Genomic DNA, 17,494 nt, shown 5'->3' with positions numbered 1-17,494 from the left:
GAGAAGCGTTATGCCAACAGGCATAACGCGAAATAGCAAGATATAAGCGCCAGAGCGGACAAAAGCCGCGCGATCAGGCAGAAAGTTTGATCGGTTGTTTGCTTAAATCATCAGCAGGTTGTAATGCTAATGACAGCTCGTCAATGACACCATGCAAATTTTTGAAAAACGTTTCTAGCGTAATTTGTAGCTTATCTTGAACTTCAGAATCTTTAATGTTTTGTGCTTTCCAGTTCCCTTCTTTATCGAAAAGACCGAACTCATAAACATAAGTAAAACGTTCGGTTTCAGCTTGTAACTCCAACCACCATCCCCAAAACTCACGCTTTTCAGGCGAGGGTTTGACGTTTACACATACCGCTAAACAGTCAAAGAAGAAGCGATTATTTTCACACTTTCCTTCTCTGATATATGGCCCTAACGAACCGAAACGTTTCATTAGCCGGCTTTTAGGGTGACCACTTGGTAACGTCATTATATACCTCCTTATAGTAAGCCACATTTGTAGCAAACTAAGGGAAATTATCAAGCACTTAGTTAACGCATTTTTTTCGCTAGCCACTGACAAATTTCAGTTAATGCTCGCTCAAAGCCGCTATACAGCGGTTCTGTCGAGACAGAAAGTAATTTGCCATCAGATGAAGAATCGGCAATAAGTTTGGATTCTTCCGGTGGGCTAAACGGATCTTTGGGCCAAAAAGCAGACAGCATCGGCGTTCGCGTTCTTCGCCCCAATAGCCCCTGCATTTTCAGAGAATAGCGGTTCAGCTCGACCTTTAACGCTTCGTCGGAGGCATAAGACATGCCAATGCGACTGGCGAGAACATCCATATACATATCTGGCGCACGCTGTTGCCTTTGCGAATCAATGAACAGGTTATGTACCACCGGCGCAAGACAAGCGACTGCGCGAACACGTTGTGGTGCAAGATAACCAACGCGCACCGCTACATTGGCACCAAACCGAAAACCAAACAGGCTGACGCGGGTCGCATCAACCCAAGGGCAGCGTGCCAGTTGCTCTAGTACTTGCTGGTGCAAGAAGCTGGTGTCTTGATTAAGCGTCCAGCGGGAAGAGAAACCGATTGATGGCATATCCAGGGTCATCATCGCGATACCTAGCGGAGCCAGATAACCGTGAAATAAACGGTGATAATCGCTTTGCAACGTATCCAAACTGCCACAGATCAGCACCGTCGGGAACGGTGCCTTACCTTCACTAGGCAAGTGTAAGAAGCCGGTTAATTCTCCGCCTTCGGCAATTTTGAACGTCAACTCTTTAAGCTGATGCTCGGAATGCAGCGCGGATTGCTCATAGGCTTTGTTCGCCAAGACTTCAGCCTGCTCCCCCAGCGTATCGCCCTTTAAATGTGGGTAACCTGCCAGGCTGTAAAAATTAGCAGCGGTCAGCCAATATTCGCTGGCAAGTTTATCGTCAGTCGCTTCCTGCGCTTTCTTCTGCCAGGTCATCGCATGGTTTGACCACTCATACACCCAATTACCACCGCGATAACCAATCACGGTGTCCAGCAATCGCGGATCGCTACGCTCGGCGTCAGAGACCGCAATACGCGCCAACACCTGTTCAATTTCAATCAAATTCATCCCACGCCATAACCACATTAACCGGTTAATAGAGCGATACCAGCATGGACTACGCTCGCCGTCGAGTGCCGTAGGAACTTGGGTAGATTGTTGATGATGAACGCGCTGAACCAGCGTAGAAGTCTCAGGGTATTTGAATCTAGGCTTGAACAGCTTTTCCGAAAGATTGGCAGGGGCCATGGCAGACATATCCTCCTTAAACCAGCAATGCAGTGGCAGACGTACCACCTACAGGGTAAGGATTATAACAAACTCCTGAAAAGCTTGTCGGCCCAAACAGTAAGGTTATTTAAAAAATCAATCTGTTGACCTTGACCTTAGACCTTGACCTTAATAGCGCATCTTATCGGCCAAAAAAGCAAAACGCCCGGCACAGCCGAGCGTTTATATGAGTCTATACCCTAAATAATTCGAGATGCAGGTAGGCGGCAACTGAACGAATCCCCAGGAGCTTAGATAACTAAGTGACTGGGGTGAGTGAAGGCAGCCAACACCCCTGCAACTTGAATTATGACGGGTATTTATTTGCCGACTAGAGGTGGGACAAAAACAACCCCCATATCCCAAGGCTGCTCAATCCAGGTATCTTGCGGAATATCAACTACGTAGTCATCAACCAACGGGCGACCTGCTGGTTTAGCGAAAATAGTCACAAAATGCGCTTTTGGATACATTTCACGAATTGCCTGAGCGGTGCCACCTGTATCAACCAAATCGTCAATAACGATAAAGCCTTCACCATCACCTTCTGCACGTTTGATAACCTTCATCTCACGCTGGTGATCATGGTCATAACTGGAGATACACACGGTATCCACGTGGCGGATGTTCAATTCACGAGCCAGCAAAGCAGCAGGAACCAGACCACCACGGCTGACGGCAATAATACCCGTCCATTGTTCTGCTGGAAGCAGGCGTGCAGCCAACTTACGGGCGTGAATTTGTAGCATGTCCCAGGTTACAACGTACTTTTCGCTCATAACGTTTCGCTCATAACTTTTAAATATGGTATCCCCTGCCGGTCTTGATGATGGCTGTAAAATTTACTTAGGGGGAAAAGGGTTGCGCGAGATTATAGAGATTCTGCCTGTGAAAAACCAGCGGTTAAACCTCCGCCATTCGGTCTTTTTGCCCGATATTTCCCTGTCTCTGACGCGCACAGGCTGGGAGAAAGTGATATTCTGTCGCCACTCTCGCCATGGTAGCCGCATCACTCAACGATGTTGAATGATGGATAGCTATGACGAGCCTTATTCACTCTTAAACTTACAGCGCTTATTAGGCTCTATATACCCAAGAAACGTCGAGAGCAGCCAACATCCCTGCCACTCGACGTATGACGGGTATAGAGCACGCCTTAATTCGGCTGTCACAGGAGACTTACAGTGTCTGAACTGTCTCAACTTTCGCCACAGCCTTTGTGGGATATTTTCGCCAAGATCTGTTCTATTCCGCATCCTTCTTATCATGAAGAAGCGCTGGCTCAGCACATTGTAGAGTGGGCACAAGCGCAAAATATCCACGTTGAACGTGACCAAGTCGGCAATATTTTGCTGCGCAAACCAGCAACGGCAGGCATGGAAAAGCGTAAGCCTGTAGTGTTGCAAGCGCACCTGGATATGGTACCGCAGAAGAATAACGATACTGTTCATGACTTTACTAAAGATCCCATCCAACCTTATATCGATAATGGCTGGGTAAAAGCACGCGGTACGACGCTGGGTTCTGATAACGGTATTGGCATGGCATCTGCTTTGGCTGTACTGGCTGATAACAGCGTTGAACACGGCCCGCTGGAAGTGTTGCTGACCATGACCGAAGAAGCCGGTATGGACGGTGCATTTGGCCTGCAACCTAACTGGCTGCAAGCTGACATTCTGATTAACACCGATTCAGAAACCGAAGGTGAGATCTATATGGGTTGCGCCGGTGGTGTCGACTTCATCACCACCCTGCCTCTGCAACGTGACGCTATTGCTGCCGGTGCCAGCCTGTTCAAATTGACCTTGAAAGGTCTGAAAGGCGGTCACTCTGGCGCAGAAATTCATCTGGGCCTGGGTAATGCCAATAAATTGCTGGCTCGCTTCCTGTGTGAGCATGCTGATACCCTCGGCCTGCAATTGTTGGATTTCACCGGCGGTACGCTGCGTAATGCTATCCCACGCGAAGCTTCTGCTATCCTGGCCGTTGCCGCAAATCAACAAAATGCGCTGCAAGCGGCAGTTAACGAATTCCTGGCAACGCTGAAATTCGAGCTGGCTGCGGTTGAGAAAAACATCACCCTGCTGCTCGAATCAACTGAAAGCAACGCGAAGGCGCTGAGCCAAGATAGCCAAAACCGCTTCCTGGCGCTGCTCAACGCGACGCCAAACGGTGTTATCCGTATGAGCGACGATGTGAAAGGCGTGGTTGAAACTTCTCTGAACCTCGGTGTCGTTAGCCTGACCGAGAAAGAAGCGGAAATCGTCTGCCTGATTCGTTCTCTTATCGACAGCGGCAAAGATTACGTGGTCAGCATGCTGACTTCGGTAGGCCAACTGGCCGGTGCGAAAACCTCGCCAAAAGGCGGCTACCCAGGCTGGAAACCAGATGCTGCATCGCCAGTCATGGCGCTGGTACGCGAACTGTACCAAGACCTGTTCAACAAGACGCCAAACATCATGGTGATCCACGCCGGTCTGGAATGTGGCCTGTTCAAAAAACCTTACCCAGATATGGATATGGTTTCTATCGGACCGACCATCACCGGGCCACACTCGCCGGATGAGCAAGTCCATATTGAAAGCGTTGCCTTGTATTGGAAATTGCTAATCGAGTTGTTGAAGGCGATCCCAGAGAAGGCTTGAGACTTACGCAAGCTAGACCGAGCTTGATGCGGTTTTTAACACCAGAATGGTGAATATTTCGGTTTACCAAGCTGGACCGAGCTTGATGCGGTTTTAAGACCAAGACGGTGAATATTTCGGTTTTCAAAGTTCTGTGATCACATCGGCCTTCGCGCCGAAACCGAGTAAAGGGTGGTCTGGCGCCACCCTTTACAATCCCGCGCCCTTTCCAACTTTGACACCCAGTCCAGTGGAGGCCATGTTTCAGCGGCTTCTGCGATAGCGCAAATTTCATCCCATCCGGGATGCCCGGCTGCGGGATTCGAGCCAATGATAAAGCTATTGTCTCTCACCTCTTACCGGTGAAATTTTGAGTGCGCTTAGCGGCTTTTAAGGTCAAGTTCAAAGGCAGTGGCAGTTAATCTTTTGAATTTAAAAAAGCTACCTGGCGCACTCAAAATTTCACTGACGAGTGGTGGAGAGACGGCGAAGCTGGCTCGAACCCGAAGGAAGGCATGGCAGAGCCATGAAATTTGCGCCTGTCGCCGTGGTATCTGAAACATAGCCTAATTGAAATCCTATATAACACCATGAAAAGGCGCAGGATTGTAAAGGAACGCGCCTTCGTTCCTTTACTCGGTTTCGGCGCGAAGGCTGCATTGAACACCGCACTTCGGAAACCGAAAAATTCACTTTGCTATCATTTTCTAAATCTTGCCGTTGATTCGAACGCTACCTGGCGCACTCAAAATTTCACTGACGAGTGGTGGAGAGATAACGTCTTTATCGTTAGCTCAAACCCGAAGGAAGGCATGGCGGAGCCATGAAATTTGCGCCTGTCTCTGTGGTAGCTGAAACATAGCCTAATTGAAATTCGATATAACACCATAGAAAGGCGCGGGATTGCAAAGGGATGCGCCCTACATCCCTTTGCTCGGTTTCGGCGCAAAGGCCGCATTGAAAACAGCACTTCGGAAACCGAAAAATTCACCGTGCTGTTTTTAAAAATTAGGCGTTTTCAAAAAACGCACGTAATCGCGTTCCCGCTTATTCATCTAATCTTAATAATAATTGCCGCTCTATTTGCGGGTCCTGCAAGGTGACATGCAAACCAACCAGACGCACACCTCGGCCACCTCGCCGTTGTTCCCAGGCTTGTCTGGCAACTTTTAATAAATCGTCTTTATTCAGCACCGGCCAAACGTGTTCTTGGGTGGTTTGTTGAAAATCGTGGAATTTCAGTTTTACACCTTGGCGGGCAATGCGTAGCTGTGGGCTGACGCGGCTGAGGCGGGTTTCCAATTCTGGATACAGCCTCTCAATCAATTCGACACAGTGTGCCCAATCGTGAATATCTTCTGCCAGCGTACGCTCAACGCCGACCGATTTTCGTAATCTGTCGGCAGAGACTTCTCGCTCATCAATGCCCTGACAACGCTCCCATAACACGCGGCCAAATTTACCAAAATTCTTCAGCAACTGAGCTAAATCATAACGCTGGACATCGCCACAGGTTTTCAAACCGCTTTCTTGCAAACGTGCGGCGGTAACCTTCCCCACGCCAGGAATTTTACTCAGCGGCAGATCCACTAAAAAATCAGCCACTTTGTCAGGCGTAATGACATATTGCCCGTTCGGCTTATTCATATCTGAGGCGATTTTGGCGAGAAATTTAATCGGCGCAATACCGGCCGAGGCTGTTAAATTTAATTCATTGGCAATAGTCTGGCGGATCTCATGGGCAATTAGGGTGGCAGATCCGTTGCACTGAACCGAATCAGAAACGTCAAGGTAAGCTTCATCAAGCGATAAAGGCTCGATAAGCGACGTGTAGCGAGAAAATATATCACGGATATGCAGCGACGCTTGTTTATAGGCCTCCATTCGACCGGGGATTACTTTTAGATGCGGGCAAAGTTTTAACGCCATTGCCGTGGACATTGCACTGTGAACACCGTAACGACGAGCCGGGTAATTGGCGGTGCTGATCACCCCACGCCGGTCTTTGCTGCCACCAATCGCCAGCGGGATTTCGCGCAGGGAAGGATCATCACGCATTTCTACTGCGGCGAAGAAGCAGTCCATATCAACATGTATTATTTTGCGCATACCCCTCCCCAAATAACTGTATAAGTATACAGTTAAAAAGGTAAATCTCAAGGTTGTGAGAATCCCCCTGATGAGCAAAGATCAATTAATTACAAAAAAACCGGAGATAGCCGATTGAATTTTGCTATTCGTGACACATTAATCCGCGTTTGAGCATTGCTAAAAAGACAATCGGTATTAATATGACTACGTTTAAATGGTTACCCGCAGTGGCTGTCTAAAGAGGCTTACGTCCTCTACGGACCAACAGTAAAAATTATAATCAGCAGGAATTAGCATGTTAAGAATCGCGTTGCTCTTTGCGATGATCCTCAGTTTGCCTGTATTTACCATGAGCACTGCCGCAGCCAGCGAGCAGGTGCCTTTGAGTCAATTAGATAAACAGCAATTATTAGGTTCACCCGTTTATATCCAGATTTTCAAACAAGAAAGGGTGTTGGAGCTATACGCCAAAATGCAGGATCAATTTCGCCTGATTGGTGCGTACAAGATTTGCGATTTCTCTGGCGGATTGGGTAATAAACGCCGTGAAGGGGATTTCAAAAGCCCGGAAGGCTTTTACAGCATCGATATCCATCATCTAAAGCCCAACAGCAAATTCTATCGGGCGATCAATATCGGCTTCCCGAATGATTATGACCGGGCGCAAGGATATTCAGGTAACTATCTGATGATCCATGGAAATTGCCTATCTATCGGCTGTTATGCGATGACAGATAGCCAGATGGCGTCTATTTATAGCTATGTGCAGGCAGCGTTTGATAATGGTCAACGTAATGTGGAGATCAGTATTTATCCGTTCCGCATGACTGAAGCCAATATGCAATCACACCGTAACTCGACGTACATTAATTTCTGGCGTCAATTGCAGCCTGGTTATCTCTACTTTGAGAAATACCACCAACCACCGACAGTATCGGTAGTTAATGGTAATTATGTGATTAACCAGTCCTCGCCACTTACGCCACCAACCTCACAGTTGGCGTTCACCGCAGTAAAATAGGGCGAATTCACCTGGGGCAATTTTGTTCCAGGTTTCGTTGCCAGTCAGTGGCTGTGTCGCAATCACGGTGACGACATCATTAGGTGTCGTCTGCTGCTGAAAATCAATCTCCACATCCTGATCTAACAAAGTTGCCTTACCGAAAGGCGCACGCCGCGTGATCCAAAATAGGTTGGTCGAACAATAGGCCATCACAAAATGCCCGTCCGACAGCAGCATATTAAATACGCCCTTTTGGCGTAATTCGTTAGCTAATGACGCAATATAGCGAAATACGGCCGGCCAATTACCCGGTGTTCTCGGGTAGCGCTGGCTTAATTTATGTAGCAACCAACAAAATGCATATTCGCTGTCGGTTTGACCAATAGGGCGTAAAGCCCCCGTTTCTAACTGTTTATAGCCGCGAAGCTGGCCGTTATGCGCGTAAGTCCAGTTGCGCCCCCATAGCTCTCGGGTGAAAGGATGGGTATTTTCCAGCGAGACTTCGCCACGGTTAGCCTGGCGGATATGAGAGATAACGGCGCAGGATTTTATTGGATAATCCTGCACCAGTCGGGCAATCGGGGAGTTAAAGCTGGGCTGTGGATCTTTAAACGTGCGACAGCCATTACCTTCATAAAAGGTAATGCCCCAACCATCTTTATGGGGGCCGGTCAGACCACCGCGTCGTACCAATCCGCTAAAACTAAAGCAGATATCCGTCGGTACATTCGCGCTCATCCCGAGCAATTCACACATTCCAGCCCTCCCCTTATTAATACCTAATCAGTTAAAACGGGTTATTTAGCCATCTCTTTTTCGATCAACAGAATCAAAATGTGGATCACTTTGATATGGATCTCTTGCACACGATCGGCAAAACCAAAATGCGGCACACGGATTTCAACATCAGCCATGCCGTCCATCTTGCCGCCATCTTTACCGGTCAAGGTAATGACTTTCATGCCCTTAGCTCGCGCCGCTTCAACAGCTTTAATGATGTTGCCAGAGTTCCCTGACGTTGAGATGCCCAGCAGCACATCCCCTTTTTGGCCTACCGCTTCCAGATAACGGGAGAAAACATACTCGTAACCGAAATCATTACTGACACAGGAGATATGGCTAACATCAGAAATAGCAATCGCCGGATAGCCAGGGCGATTTTCGCGGTAACGCCCAGTCAGCTCTTCAGCAAAGTGCATAGCGTCACAGTGTGAACCACCGTTACCACAAGAGATGACTTTGCCACCGGCTTTAAATGAATCAGCCAGCAACACTGCCGCTTGTTGGATACGCTCAATATTGACCGGGTCGTTCACAAATTTGTTAAGCGTGTCTGCAGCTTCGTTCAGTTCACTACGAATGATATCCAGGTACATGGCAGCCTCTTTATTATGTCCTTAGTACAGTGCCCTACTTGATGACGCTTTGAATAGCGCACTGTCAGCGAGAAATGTTCCGGGTGCTAGTGTAACGGATTGCAGAAAAACCGAGAAGCGCACAAGACATTTTGCAGCAGATACTTTCAAGCTCTGGTCATTCTTACGAACGAAATGTGACCTGAGTTGTAATTAAGATGTAAGCGCATTGATAAACAATTGTTCATGAACTAAAACCATAATAACCCACTCAACAGGTCAGACCTCCTATCAGATAGGAGTCAGGAGCGTTATTATGATGGTTCTTAGCATTGTTGCTTTCTTAGTTATCATTGGGGCCCTGTTCTATCACCGGGTCAATCTGGCTCTGAGCAGTCTTATTGCACTGGCATATACTGCCGCGATGGGCTTTAGCGGCTTGTGGACGCTGTGGTTGTTAGTGCCACTTGCCATCATTTTGTTGCCATTTAATGTTGCTTCACTGCGTCGTTCTTGGTTCTCAAAACCGGCATTACGGACTTTCCGTAAAGTCATGCCAAGCATGTCTACTACCGAGAAAGAAGCTATTGATGCTGGCACGACCTGGTGGGAAGGAGATTTATTTAGCGGCAAACCTAACTGGAATAAACTGCATCATTACCCGCAGCAAATCCTGACCGAAGAAGAACAACAGTTCTTGGACGGCCCGGTAGAAGAAGCCTGTCGTATGGCAAATGATTTTGAAATCAGCCATGAGCTGGCTGACCTGCCGCCAGAACTTTGGGCTTATCTGAAAGAACATCGTTTCTTTGCGATGATTATCAAAAAAGAGTACGGCGGCCTGGAATTCTCCGCTTATGCACAGGCTCGTGTGTTACAAAAACTGTCCGGTGTTTCGGGGATTTTAGCGATTATCGTCGGTGTGCCTAATTCCCTTGGCCCGGGCGAACTGTTGCAGCATTACGGCACTGAAGAGCAGAAGAACCATTACTTGCCGCGTCTGGCACAAGGTCTGGAAATCCCTTGCTTTGCCTTAACTAGCCCGGAAGCAGGTTCTGATGCGGGTGCAATTCCTGACGTTGGCGTAGTGTGCATGGGCGAATGGCAGGGAGAACAGGTATTAGGTATGCGCCTGACCTGGAACAAACGCTATATCACCCTCGCCCCAATCGCTACCGTATTGGGTCTGGCTTTCAAACTGAAAGACCCCGATCATCTGCTCGGTGATACTGAAGAACTTGGCATTACCTGTGCGCTGATCCCAACCAATACTAAAGGCGTAGATATTGGCCATCGTCACTTCCCGCTCAACGTGCCTTTCCAAAATGGCCCAACGCGCGGTAAAGACATCTTTGTGCCAATTGACCATATTATTGGCGGGCCAAGCATGGCCGGTCAGGGTTGGCGTATGTTGGTCGAATGTCTGTCCGTCGGCCGTGGTATCACTCTGCCTTCCAACGCCACCGGCGGTTTGAAATCTGTCGCCATGGCAACCGGCGCTTATGCTTATATCCGCCGCCAGTTCAAATTACCTATCGGTAAGATGGAAGGGATTGAAGAGCCGTTGGCGCGTATCGCCGGTAACACTTATGTGATGGATGCGGCCGCGACCTTGATTACCTGCGGCATTATGCTGGGAGAAAAACCGGCGGTCCTGTCGGCTATCGTCAAATACCACTGTACTCATCGCGGCCAGCGCGCGGTAATGGATGCGATGGATATTACCGGCGGTAAGGGCATTATGCTGGGTAAAAATAACTTTGTGGCCCGTGCCTATCAAGGTGCGCCTATTGCTATCACGGTGGAAGGCGCGAATATCCTGACCCGCAGCATGATTATCTTCGGGCAAGGGGCTATCCGCTGCCATCCTTATGTGCTCAAAGAGATGGCCGCAGCACAAAACAATGATTTGGATAGCTTCGACCAGCAGCTATTCGGGCATATCGGCCACGTTGGGTCGAATATGATGCGCAGCTTCTGGCTTGGCTTGACTAACGGCCGCACCAGTTCAACGCCAGTTAATGATGCAACGCGTCATTATTACCAACAGATCAACCGTCTGAGCGCAAACCTGGCACTGCTGTCAGATATCTCGATGGGCGTGCTGGGCGGCAGCCTGAAACGCCGTGAGCGTATCTCGGCGCGTCTGGGTGATATTCTCAGCCAACTGTATCTGGCAACGGCAACCTTGAAACGCTATGAGGAAGAAGGCCGTAACGAAGCCGATTTACCGCTGGTGCATTGGGGTGTGCAGGATTGCTTGCATCAGGCAGAAACGGCACTTGATGACTTACTGCGTAACTTCCCGAACGGCTTTATCGCGGGTGTCATGCGCTTTGTCACCCTGCCGCTGGGACGCGCTCAATCTGCGCCTTCCGATAAACTGGATCATCAATTAGCACGCATTCTGCAAATCCCATCGGCAACCCGCAGCCGTCTGGGACGAGGTCAATATCTAACGCCAAGCGAGCATAACCCGGTCGGTCTGCTAGAAGTCGCTTTGCAGGATATTCTGGCCGCAGAGCCTATCCATAAACGCCTGAGCGAAAAAATGGGTAAAAAATTGTCCTTCACCCGGTTGGATGTGTTGGCACAAAAAGGTCTGGAAGCTGGGCATTTGACTGCTGATGAAGCGGCTGTTTTAACTAAAGCAGAAGAGAGCCGTTTACGTTCAATCAACGTCGATGAGTTTGAGCCACATGAACTGGCAACCAAGCCGGTTCAAGCGCCAGTATCAACCGCAACACCAGCAACTGGCGACAAACAGGAGAAGAAATCGCGTCATATTGAAGTGGCCTAATTTCTTCGTCGTTTTATAAAACAAAAAGCCTGAGTGCCAAAACACTCAGGCTTTTTTACTGCACAAAAATCAGCGTATTATCAGCCTTTTTTCGGGCGAATTCGCATCGTTAATCCTTTAAGGAAATAACGCAGAACCTGATCGCCACATGGGCGGTAGTTCTTGTGCCCTTCTTTGCGGAAGAAAGCGCTTAGCTCACCTTCCGAGACTTTAAAATCTGCGGCGGTCAGAATGCTTTGCAAATCTTCGGTTTTCAGCTCGAAAGCTACACGCAGTTTTTTTAGCATCACGTTATTAGTGACACGTTTTTCAACTTCTGGTGCCGGGAAGCGATCGTCGCGCCCGCGCTTGAAGAAGACCAAGCCATTTAAAAAGTTTGCCATCACTTCATCAGGGCAAACCATATAGCCTTCTTCATCTTCTTTCTTCAGATAACGCGACATCACCGCCGGGCTGATAATGGTATCGGTTGACGCCAGGATCTCGATAAGCTTCCCCTCGCTCAAATCGAGCATATAGCGGACGCTGCGCAAGACATCGTTATTCATCATAATTCTTGTATCCCGTGTGGGTAATGTAGTGAGTAAACCTATGTCGTTTGCTTGGCGTTTATCCAGCCCACGACTTATAGCCCGGCATTATACAAGTCTGGGCGCTGGGGTCGCGCTCTTTTGCGAAAAAGATTAAAGCTTGCCCATGCACAAAATAATTGGCGTTACATCGAGACAGCAAAGAGCCATAACCAATAAAGGGGCAACCTCAATCATAAAAACTATAGCCGTTTAAACATCTACACGTCTTTGATTGCCTCATGTTAAGCGCCTGCGGTAGACTCGATAACATTGTGTCCGACACTCTCTGTCGCTGACGTCTTACCCGTTCAGGAGCCTCCCTTAGCCATGAGCACAGCAGCTTTAGTCCCGCAAAGTAAACTGCCCGCGTTAGGCACCACTATTTTCACCCAGATGAGCGCACTGGCCCAACAGCATAACGCCATTAATCTGTCGCAAGGCTTCCCTGATTTCGACGGGCCAGAGTACTTAAAACAACGTTTGAGCTGGCATGTTAACCAAGGGGCTAATCAGTACGCACCGATGACCGGCACAGCCGCGCTGCGTGAGGCCATTGCCGACAAAACCGCGCAAGTTTATGGCTATCAGCCTGATGCCAATAGCGATATAACTATCACCGCTGGGGCGACTGAAGCACTGTATATCGCCATTACCGCCTTGGTTACCCATGGCGATGAAGTCATCAGTTTTGACCCAAGTTATGATTGTTACGCACCGGCGGTTCAACTGGCGGGCGGCGTGATGAAACGCATTCAACTGCAGCCACCGCAGTTCAAAGTAGACTGGAATCAATTCGCCAGCCAACTGAGCGACAAGACTAAAGTAGTGATCGTCAATACGCCGCATAACCCAACGGCAACCGCGTGGACTAGCGAAGATGTTGAGCAGTTATGGCAGCTTATCGCCGATCGCAATATTTTTGTGATTAGCGATGAAGTCTACGAGCACATTTGTTTTGCCAAACAAGGCCACGCCAGCCTGCTGCGTCACCCGCAATTACGTCAACGCACGGTGACAGTTTCCTCATTTGGTAAAACCTTCCATATGACCGGTTGGCGCGTCGGCTATTGCGTTGCCCCTGCGATTATCACCGCGGAACTACGCAAAGTTCACCAATATCTGACCTTTTCTATTACTACGCCAGTGCAATTGGCACTCGCCGATATGCTGCGCGAACAGCCGCAGCACTGGCAGGAACTATCTGAATTCTATCAGGCCAAACGCGATCGACTGACCGAGAAACTGGCAAACAGTCGCCTGAAAGTCTTGCCAAGTGAAGGCACCTATTTCCTGCTGGTGGATTACAGCGCAGTATCCGATTTAGATGATGTTGCCTTCTGCCATTGGCTGGTTGAACATGTTGGCGTGGCGGCGATACCGCTTTCGGTATTCTGCGCCGACGCCTTCCCCCATAAATTAGTCCGCCTGTGCTTTGCCAAACAAGAAGCCACGCTGGATGCTGCCGCGGAGCGCCTGTGTCAACTTTAAACGCATCAACCTTAAAACTCTCAGTATTACAGCAGCCTTTAGTGTGGCTGGATGGTGAAGCTAACCTGCGTCACTTCGACTCGCTGCTTGCCACGTTAACAGGCCGTGATTTGATTGTGCTGCCAGAGATGTTCACCACCGGTTTTGCCATGCAAGCCCCGGATAGCGCCCTGCCGGAATCTCGAGTGATTGAGTGGTTACAACAGTGGGCCGATAAACTCGACGCAATGGTCGGCGGCAGCGTGGCGCTTGCGACTGATAAAGGCGCGGTCAACCGCTTCCTGTTAGTCGCGCCACAAGGCAAAGTGCATTTCTACGACAAACGCCACCTGTTCCGCATGGCCGGTGAGCATCACCATTACGTCGCAGGCGATCGCCGTGAAATCGTCGAGTGGCGCGGCTGGCGCATCCTGCCACAAGTCTGCTACGACCTGCGTTTCCCTATTTGGTCCCGTAATCAGCAAGATTACGACCTGGCTCTCTATGTCGCCAACTGGCCTGCGCCGCGCAGCCGCCATTGGCAGACATTGCTGACCGCACGGGCAATTGAAAATCAGGCCTTTGTCGCAGGCTGTAACCGCGTTGGCGAAGATGCGTATGGGCATCAATACTCTGGTGATAGTTTAATTCTCAACGCCCAAGGCGAAGAACTCGCAAGAGGGGCGGCAAATGAGGACGCTATCCTCAATGCGGAATTATCGCTGCAACAGCTACAGGATTATCGGGAGGCATTCCCGGCATGGCGTGACGCCGATAGTTTCACTATCAATCATTGATCAAACCTAGGCCGTGGTTTTGGCACGGCTTTAGAACAAGTACGGTGAATTTTTCGGTTTCCGAAGTTCTGTGTTCAATGCAGCCTTCGTGCCGAAACCGAGCAAAGGGATGTAGGGCGCATCCCTTTGCAATCCCGCGCCTTTTCATTGATTTATATTGTATTCCAATTAGGCCGTGTTTCAGATACCACCGCGACAGGCGCAAATTTCATGGCTCTGCCATCCCTTCCTCGGGTTCGAGCCTGCTTCGCTGTCTCTCCACCACTCGTCAGTGAAATTTTGAGTGCGCCACCGGGCTTTTTACGTCAAAAGATAAACAGTATTTGCCTTTGAACTTAGCCTTTAAAAGCCCCCCAAGCGCACTAAAAATTTCACCGGTAAGAGGTGAGAGACAATTGCTTTATCATTGGCTCGAATCCCGCAGCCGGGCATCCCGGATGGGATGAAATTTGCGCTATCACTGAAATCCCTGAAACATGGCCTCCACTGGATGCGGAGTTGAAGTGACAAAAGGCGCAGGATCGCAAAGGAACGCGCCTTCGTTCCTTTGCTCGGTTCGGGCTACGGTGCAACATTGATAACCTTACTTTGAAGAACCGAAATTTACACCGCTCTAAGGTTTTTCAAAACCTTCTGCTGTTAGTAACAGCACCTGTCCAGCTGTTACCAACAGCAAAAATTTGCTGGCTTTTTAAAGCCATTCGCTCCACCACCGAATTGTGGTGCAACTCTTGCATAAAAGATCCTGTTGATATCTGACAGAGGCTTATCATGCTGACATTAATTGCTCACACAACGCCGGAGCCGGCGTTATACGGCGCATTGGCGGCTATTTTGGCGGAACTTCGAGCCGTGCCGCTGTGCCATCTTCCGGTCAGCTTTGATGCAAAACGTTTTGCTTATGGGCGTCAATATGTCACATCTCAAGGGCAGGAAATCGCCAGCGGCCTGCTCTGGTTGGAGCGTTTGACCGGACGCGATGCAGGAAGTGAACTGCCACTCCCCGCACTGATAAACCGAGCGATGAAAGAAGATATCGTGCTACCGGTGAACGTCGATTTACACAGTACTTACTGCGATGACATTGGCCGACTTGCCGCTGAACATGGTATTGCCATTGAACGGTTACAGGTAGTCAAACGACAAGGACGTTTCCAGTTAGAAGATGGAGATAGCGGGAAAGTCCGTAGCAATGGCTGGACTCAAGACAGTTTTGGCCGTTGGATATTAGGCGCCTGGTCGCAGCCGGTGATGCGGGCGGGCAAAAAGATACGCCTGGGGTTAGTGGGGGATGTTTGTGAACATCGCGACAGTTACCCGGCCACGTTGGCGGCACTGGGCGATGCAGCCGATGCGCTTGCGATGAATATTGAGATAATCTATATCAATCCCAGTAAGTTGGGCAGCCAGCTCGAGGCGCTATTATTTGAAGTAGATGGCATTTTATTATCTGGTTTAGGTGATATGCACAGCCACAATACCGCTGGCCAACTAACCGTCGTCCACTGGGCACTAGAGACTCACACGCCAATTATGGGCATTAATCAAGGGATGCACCTGATGGTCGCCGCCTTGGGCCAACAATATTTAGGGCATCAGCGTGTCGTTATGTCAGGCCCAGCTGCGTTAAATACACTGCAAACCAGTCTACCGGTTGATGGCGGATCGCCTCGTTTGGGCAATCATCGGGTACTAACACACGGCGGCAGCCAGCTTGGGCATATTCTCGACAGCGAAATAGATTGGCGTTACAACCAACGCTGGAGTCTGAACCCCGAGCTAGCAGATGAGTTGGCATCATACGGTTTGCAGATCGGCGCCAGCAGTGTAGATGAGGGTGCAATACAAGCAATTGAGCTTAGCTCACATCCTTTCTTTATCGGCGTACAGGGTCAGCCGGAGTTACAATCTCGTCGTGAACGTCCTTCCCATCTGCTAATGGCATTTCTGAAACAATTGCGGCAAAGCAACCAAGAACAAGAGATTAACCGCGCGACAATCACCAAAGGTATGCGTTGTAAGCACAGTAGTTTCTTAATGGGGTGATAATATCTTTACCCCATTAAGGATTTGATTAACAAAAACCAGTCACCGAAACCCATGCTTTAGGCGCTAAGACCGTGCTTTCACGCTGTACTGTGGCTTCGATCAGTCCATACGGACGATCGGCGGCATAGAATACTTCGTTCGGGTTATCCAAACCGAAGGCGTCGAGATTGACGGTAAAATGATGCTTGTTCGGCATCGAAAACTTGATTTCGGTGATTTCCGGACAGGCTTCCAGTACCGCTTTTCCCATAGCATACAGCGTTTGTTGCAACGCAAGTGAATGCAGGCTGGCAAAGGTTTCCAGCAGCAACTGTTTCACTTTTACGTATGTTGCGTTGAAATCTTGTTCTGCATCGCGATAACGCCAGTGGGCGCTGACGGAAGTAGCCAAAATGCGGTCATTGGTCGGCTGCAGCGTGGTGTAGGCATCTTGCTGGAAACCGTGAAATTCTGAGCCGGTAGATTTTAGTACGACTAAGTCGGTTAGCCCGGCAATGACCCAAGTGTTGTCACCATCAATAGTGACATTGGCGGTACGGGTTTCTTGACCATTGCGCACAAAAGCGTGATCGTGCCCTTCGCCTTTAACCTGAATACGTTGCCACTCATACTGCTCTGCGGCCCAATGCCCACCAGATACGGCGGGGTAATTGCTGCTGAAATGGCGACCCAAGCGCAATAGAAAAGCTTCTGGGGATTTCACACCATCACGGGCAAATGCGTATACCGTGTTTTTTTGCGCATCTGTCGTCAGGCAGTTCGTGTTGTCACCATATAAATGCACGTCGGAAAAGTCACCGCGTAATTGTGAGGTGATATTTAAATCTTCAATTTCATGGCGCGCCGTATCACGAGTCACTTTAACTAAACGAACTTCCGCTTTACCGTATTGATTGTCACCTAAAATAATCTTGTCATGCTCGGCCATAT

14 protein-coding genes are annotated in these 17,494 nt (G+C 49.3%); 6 read left to right on the top strand and 8 right to left on the bottom strand.

The features are described 5' to 3' along the window. Nucleotides 1-73 precede the first annotated feature (73 nt). The 3 genes from crl to gpt all read right to left on the bottom strand — a co-directional run bounded on the left by crl (nt 74) and on the right by gpt (nt 2,585). Entirely contained in the window at nt 74-475 is a 402-nt protein-coding gene (gene crl / locus ACL9RG_RS17985) for a sigma factor-binding protein Crl (protein WP_422794006.1), read from the bottom strand. Nucleotides 476-537: 62 nt separating this feature from the next. Beyond that, nucleotides 538-1,785: an esterase FrsA gene (gene frsA, locus ACL9RG_RS17980; protein WP_422794071.1), complete on the bottom strand. Its 1,248-nt coding sequence runs from the start codon at nt 1,783-1,785 to the stop codon at nt 538-540. Between the two features lie 341 nt (nt 1,786-2,126). Beyond that, nucleotides 2,127-2,585 (bottom strand): xanthine phosphoribosyltransferase, encoded by a 459-nt coding sequence (gene gpt / locus ACL9RG_RS17975; RefSeq protein ID WP_422794005.1) that lies wholly within the window; start codon nt 2,583-2,585, stop codon nt 2,127-2,129. Nucleotides 2,586-2,990: 405 nt separating this feature from the next. Here gpt and pepD point away from each other — a divergent pair, with 405 nt between their 5' ends. Next, nucleotides 2,991-4,451, top strand: a complete 1,461-nt coding sequence (pepD, locus tag ACL9RG_RS17970; protein ID WP_422794004.1) for a beta-Ala-His dipeptidase — start codon at nt 2,991-2,993, stop codon at nt 4,449-4,451. Nucleotides 4,452-5,477: 1,026 nt separating this feature from the next. On the opposite strand, the gene dinB is transcribed toward pepD, so the two are convergent. Further along, a complete protein-coding gene (dinB, locus tag ACL9RG_RS17965) occupies nt 5,478-6,539 on the bottom strand; it encodes a DNA polymerase IV (protein ID WP_422794003.1) in 1,062 nt (353 codons plus the stop codon). Between the two features lie 277 nt (nt 6,540-6,816). Between dinB and dpaA the strand changes: the two genes are divergently transcribed. Continuing rightward, entirely contained in the window at nt 6,817-7,542 is a 726-nt protein-coding gene (gene dpaA / locus ACL9RG_RS17960) for a peptidoglycan meso-diaminopimelic acid protein amidase (protein WP_422794002.1), read from the top strand. Here dpaA and ACL9RG_RS17955 read toward each other — a convergent pair. Then, nucleotides 7,513-8,280 carry a class II glutamine amidotransferase gene (locus tag ACL9RG_RS17955; protein ID WP_422794001.1) on the bottom strand — a complete coding sequence of 256 codons (768 nt, stop codon included), beginning with the start codon at nt 8,278-8,280 and terminating at the stop codon, nt 7,513-7,515. The genes dpaA and ACL9RG_RS17955 overlap by 30 nt on opposite strands. A gap of 41 nt (nt 8,281-8,321) precedes the next feature. Beyond that, nucleotides 8,322-8,900, bottom strand: a complete 579-nt coding sequence (gene lpcA, locus ACL9RG_RS17950) for a D-sedoheptulose 7-phosphate isomerase (RefSeq protein ID WP_422794000.1) — start codon at nt 8,898-8,900, stop codon at nt 8,322-8,324. A gap of 295 nt (nt 8,901-9,195) precedes the next feature. On the opposite strand from lpcA, the gene fadE reads away from it, so the two are divergent. Continuing rightward, complete coding sequence (gene fadE / locus ACL9RG_RS17945) at nt 9,196-11,679, top strand: acyl-CoA dehydrogenase FadE (RefSeq protein WP_422793999.1); 2,484 nt, start codon at nt 9,196-9,198, stop codon at nt 11,677-11,679. 80 nt (nt 11,680-11,759) lie between these two features. Here the strand turns inward: fadE and ACL9RG_RS17940 are convergent, their stop codons facing one another. Then, nucleotides 11,760-12,230, bottom strand: a complete 471-nt coding sequence (locus ACL9RG_RS17940) for a DUF1456 family protein (protein ID WP_422793998.1) — start codon at nt 12,228-12,230, stop codon at nt 11,760-11,762. Nucleotides 12,231-12,578: 348 nt separating this feature from the next. Between ACL9RG_RS17940 and ACL9RG_RS17935 the strand changes: the two genes are divergently transcribed. From ACL9RG_RS17935 to ACL9RG_RS17925, 3 genes are all read left to right on the top strand, one after another. After that, entirely contained in the window at nt 12,579-13,739 is a 1,161-nt protein-coding gene (locus ACL9RG_RS17935; RefSeq protein ID WP_422793997.1) for a pyridoxal phosphate-dependent aminotransferase, read from the top strand. Beyond that, complete coding sequence (locus tag ACL9RG_RS17930; RefSeq protein WP_422793996.1) at nt 13,727-14,515, top strand: amidohydrolase; 789 nt, start codon at nt 13,727-13,729, stop codon at nt 14,513-14,515. Before ACL9RG_RS17935 ends, ACL9RG_RS17930 begins: the two co-directional genes overlap by 13 nt. Before the next feature lie 771 nt (nt 14,516-15,286). Next, nucleotides 15,287-16,561 carry a glutamine amidotransferase-related protein gene (locus tag ACL9RG_RS17925; protein ID WP_422793995.1) on the top strand — a complete coding sequence of 425 codons (1,275 nt, stop codon included), beginning with the start codon at nt 15,287-15,289 and terminating at the stop codon, nt 16,559-16,561. A 28-nt stretch (nt 16,562-16,589) separates the two neighbouring features. Here the strand turns inward: ACL9RG_RS17925 and pucL are convergent, their stop codons facing one another. After that, nucleotides 16,590-17,492, bottom strand: coding sequence for a factor-independent urate hydroxylase (gene pucL / locus ACL9RG_RS17920; RefSeq protein ID WP_422793994.1), 903 nt, complete (start codon nt 17,490-17,492; stop codon nt 16,590-16,592). Nucleotides 17,493-17,494: the final 2 nt, after the last annotated feature.

The organism is Rouxiella sp. Mn2063 (assembly GCF_049319665.1).
Classification (GTDB): domain Bacteria; phylum Pseudomonadota; class Gammaproteobacteria; order Enterobacterales; family Enterobacteriaceae; genus JBMOUD01.
Note: the sequence above shows the minus strand (reverse complement) of the source record. Positions and strands in the feature narration are given on the sequence as shown.

What these genes read in the sequence shown, in the direction of transcription:
- dinB (WP_422794003.1), bottom strand. Translation starts at nt 6,539, where the DNA reads ATGCGCAAAATAATACATGTTGATATGGACTGCTTCTTCGCCGCAGTA.
- ACL9RG_RS17935 (WP_422793997.1), top strand. Translation starts at nt 12,579, where the DNA reads ATGAGCACAGCAGCTTTAGTCCCGCAAAGTAAACTGCCCGCGTTAGGC.
- dpaA (WP_422794002.1), top strand. Translation starts at nt 6,817, where the DNA reads ATGTTAAGAATCGCGTTGCTCTTTGCGATGATCCTCAGTTTGCCTGTA.
- lpcA (WP_422794000.1), bottom strand. Translation starts at nt 8,900, where the DNA reads ATGTACCTGGATATCATTCGTAGTGAACTGAACGAAGCTGCAGACACG.
- ACL9RG_RS17955 (WP_422794001.1), bottom strand. Translation starts at nt 8,280, where the DNA reads ATGTGTGAATTGCTCGGGATGAGCGCGAATGTACCGACGGATATCTGC.
- fadE (WP_422793999.1), top strand. Translation starts at nt 9,196, where the DNA reads ATGATGGTTCTTAGCATTGTTGCTTTCTTAGTTATCATTGGGGCCCTG.
- pucL (WP_422793994.1), bottom strand. Translation starts at nt 17,492, where the DNA reads ATGGCCGAGCATGACAAGATTATTTTAGGTGACAATCAATACGGTAAA.
- ACL9RG_RS17940 (WP_422793998.1), bottom strand. Translation starts at nt 12,230, where the DNA reads ATGATGAATAACGATGTCTTGCGCAGCGTCCGCTATATGCTCGATTTG.
- crl (WP_422794006.1), bottom strand. Translation starts at nt 475, where the DNA reads ATGACGTTACCAAGTGGTCACCCTAAAAGCCGGCTAATGAAACGTTTC.
- frsA (WP_422794071.1), bottom strand. Translation starts at nt 1,785, where the DNA reads ATGGCCCCTGCCAATCTTTCGGAAAAGCTGTTCAAGCCTAGATTCAAA.
- gpt (WP_422794005.1), bottom strand. Translation starts at nt 2,585, where the DNA reads ATGAGCGAAAAGTACGTTGTAACCTGGGACATGCTACAAATTCACGCC.
- ACL9RG_RS17925 (WP_422793995.1), top strand. Translation starts at nt 15,287, where the DNA reads ATGCTGACATTAATTGCTCACACAACGCCGGAGCCGGCGTTATACGGC.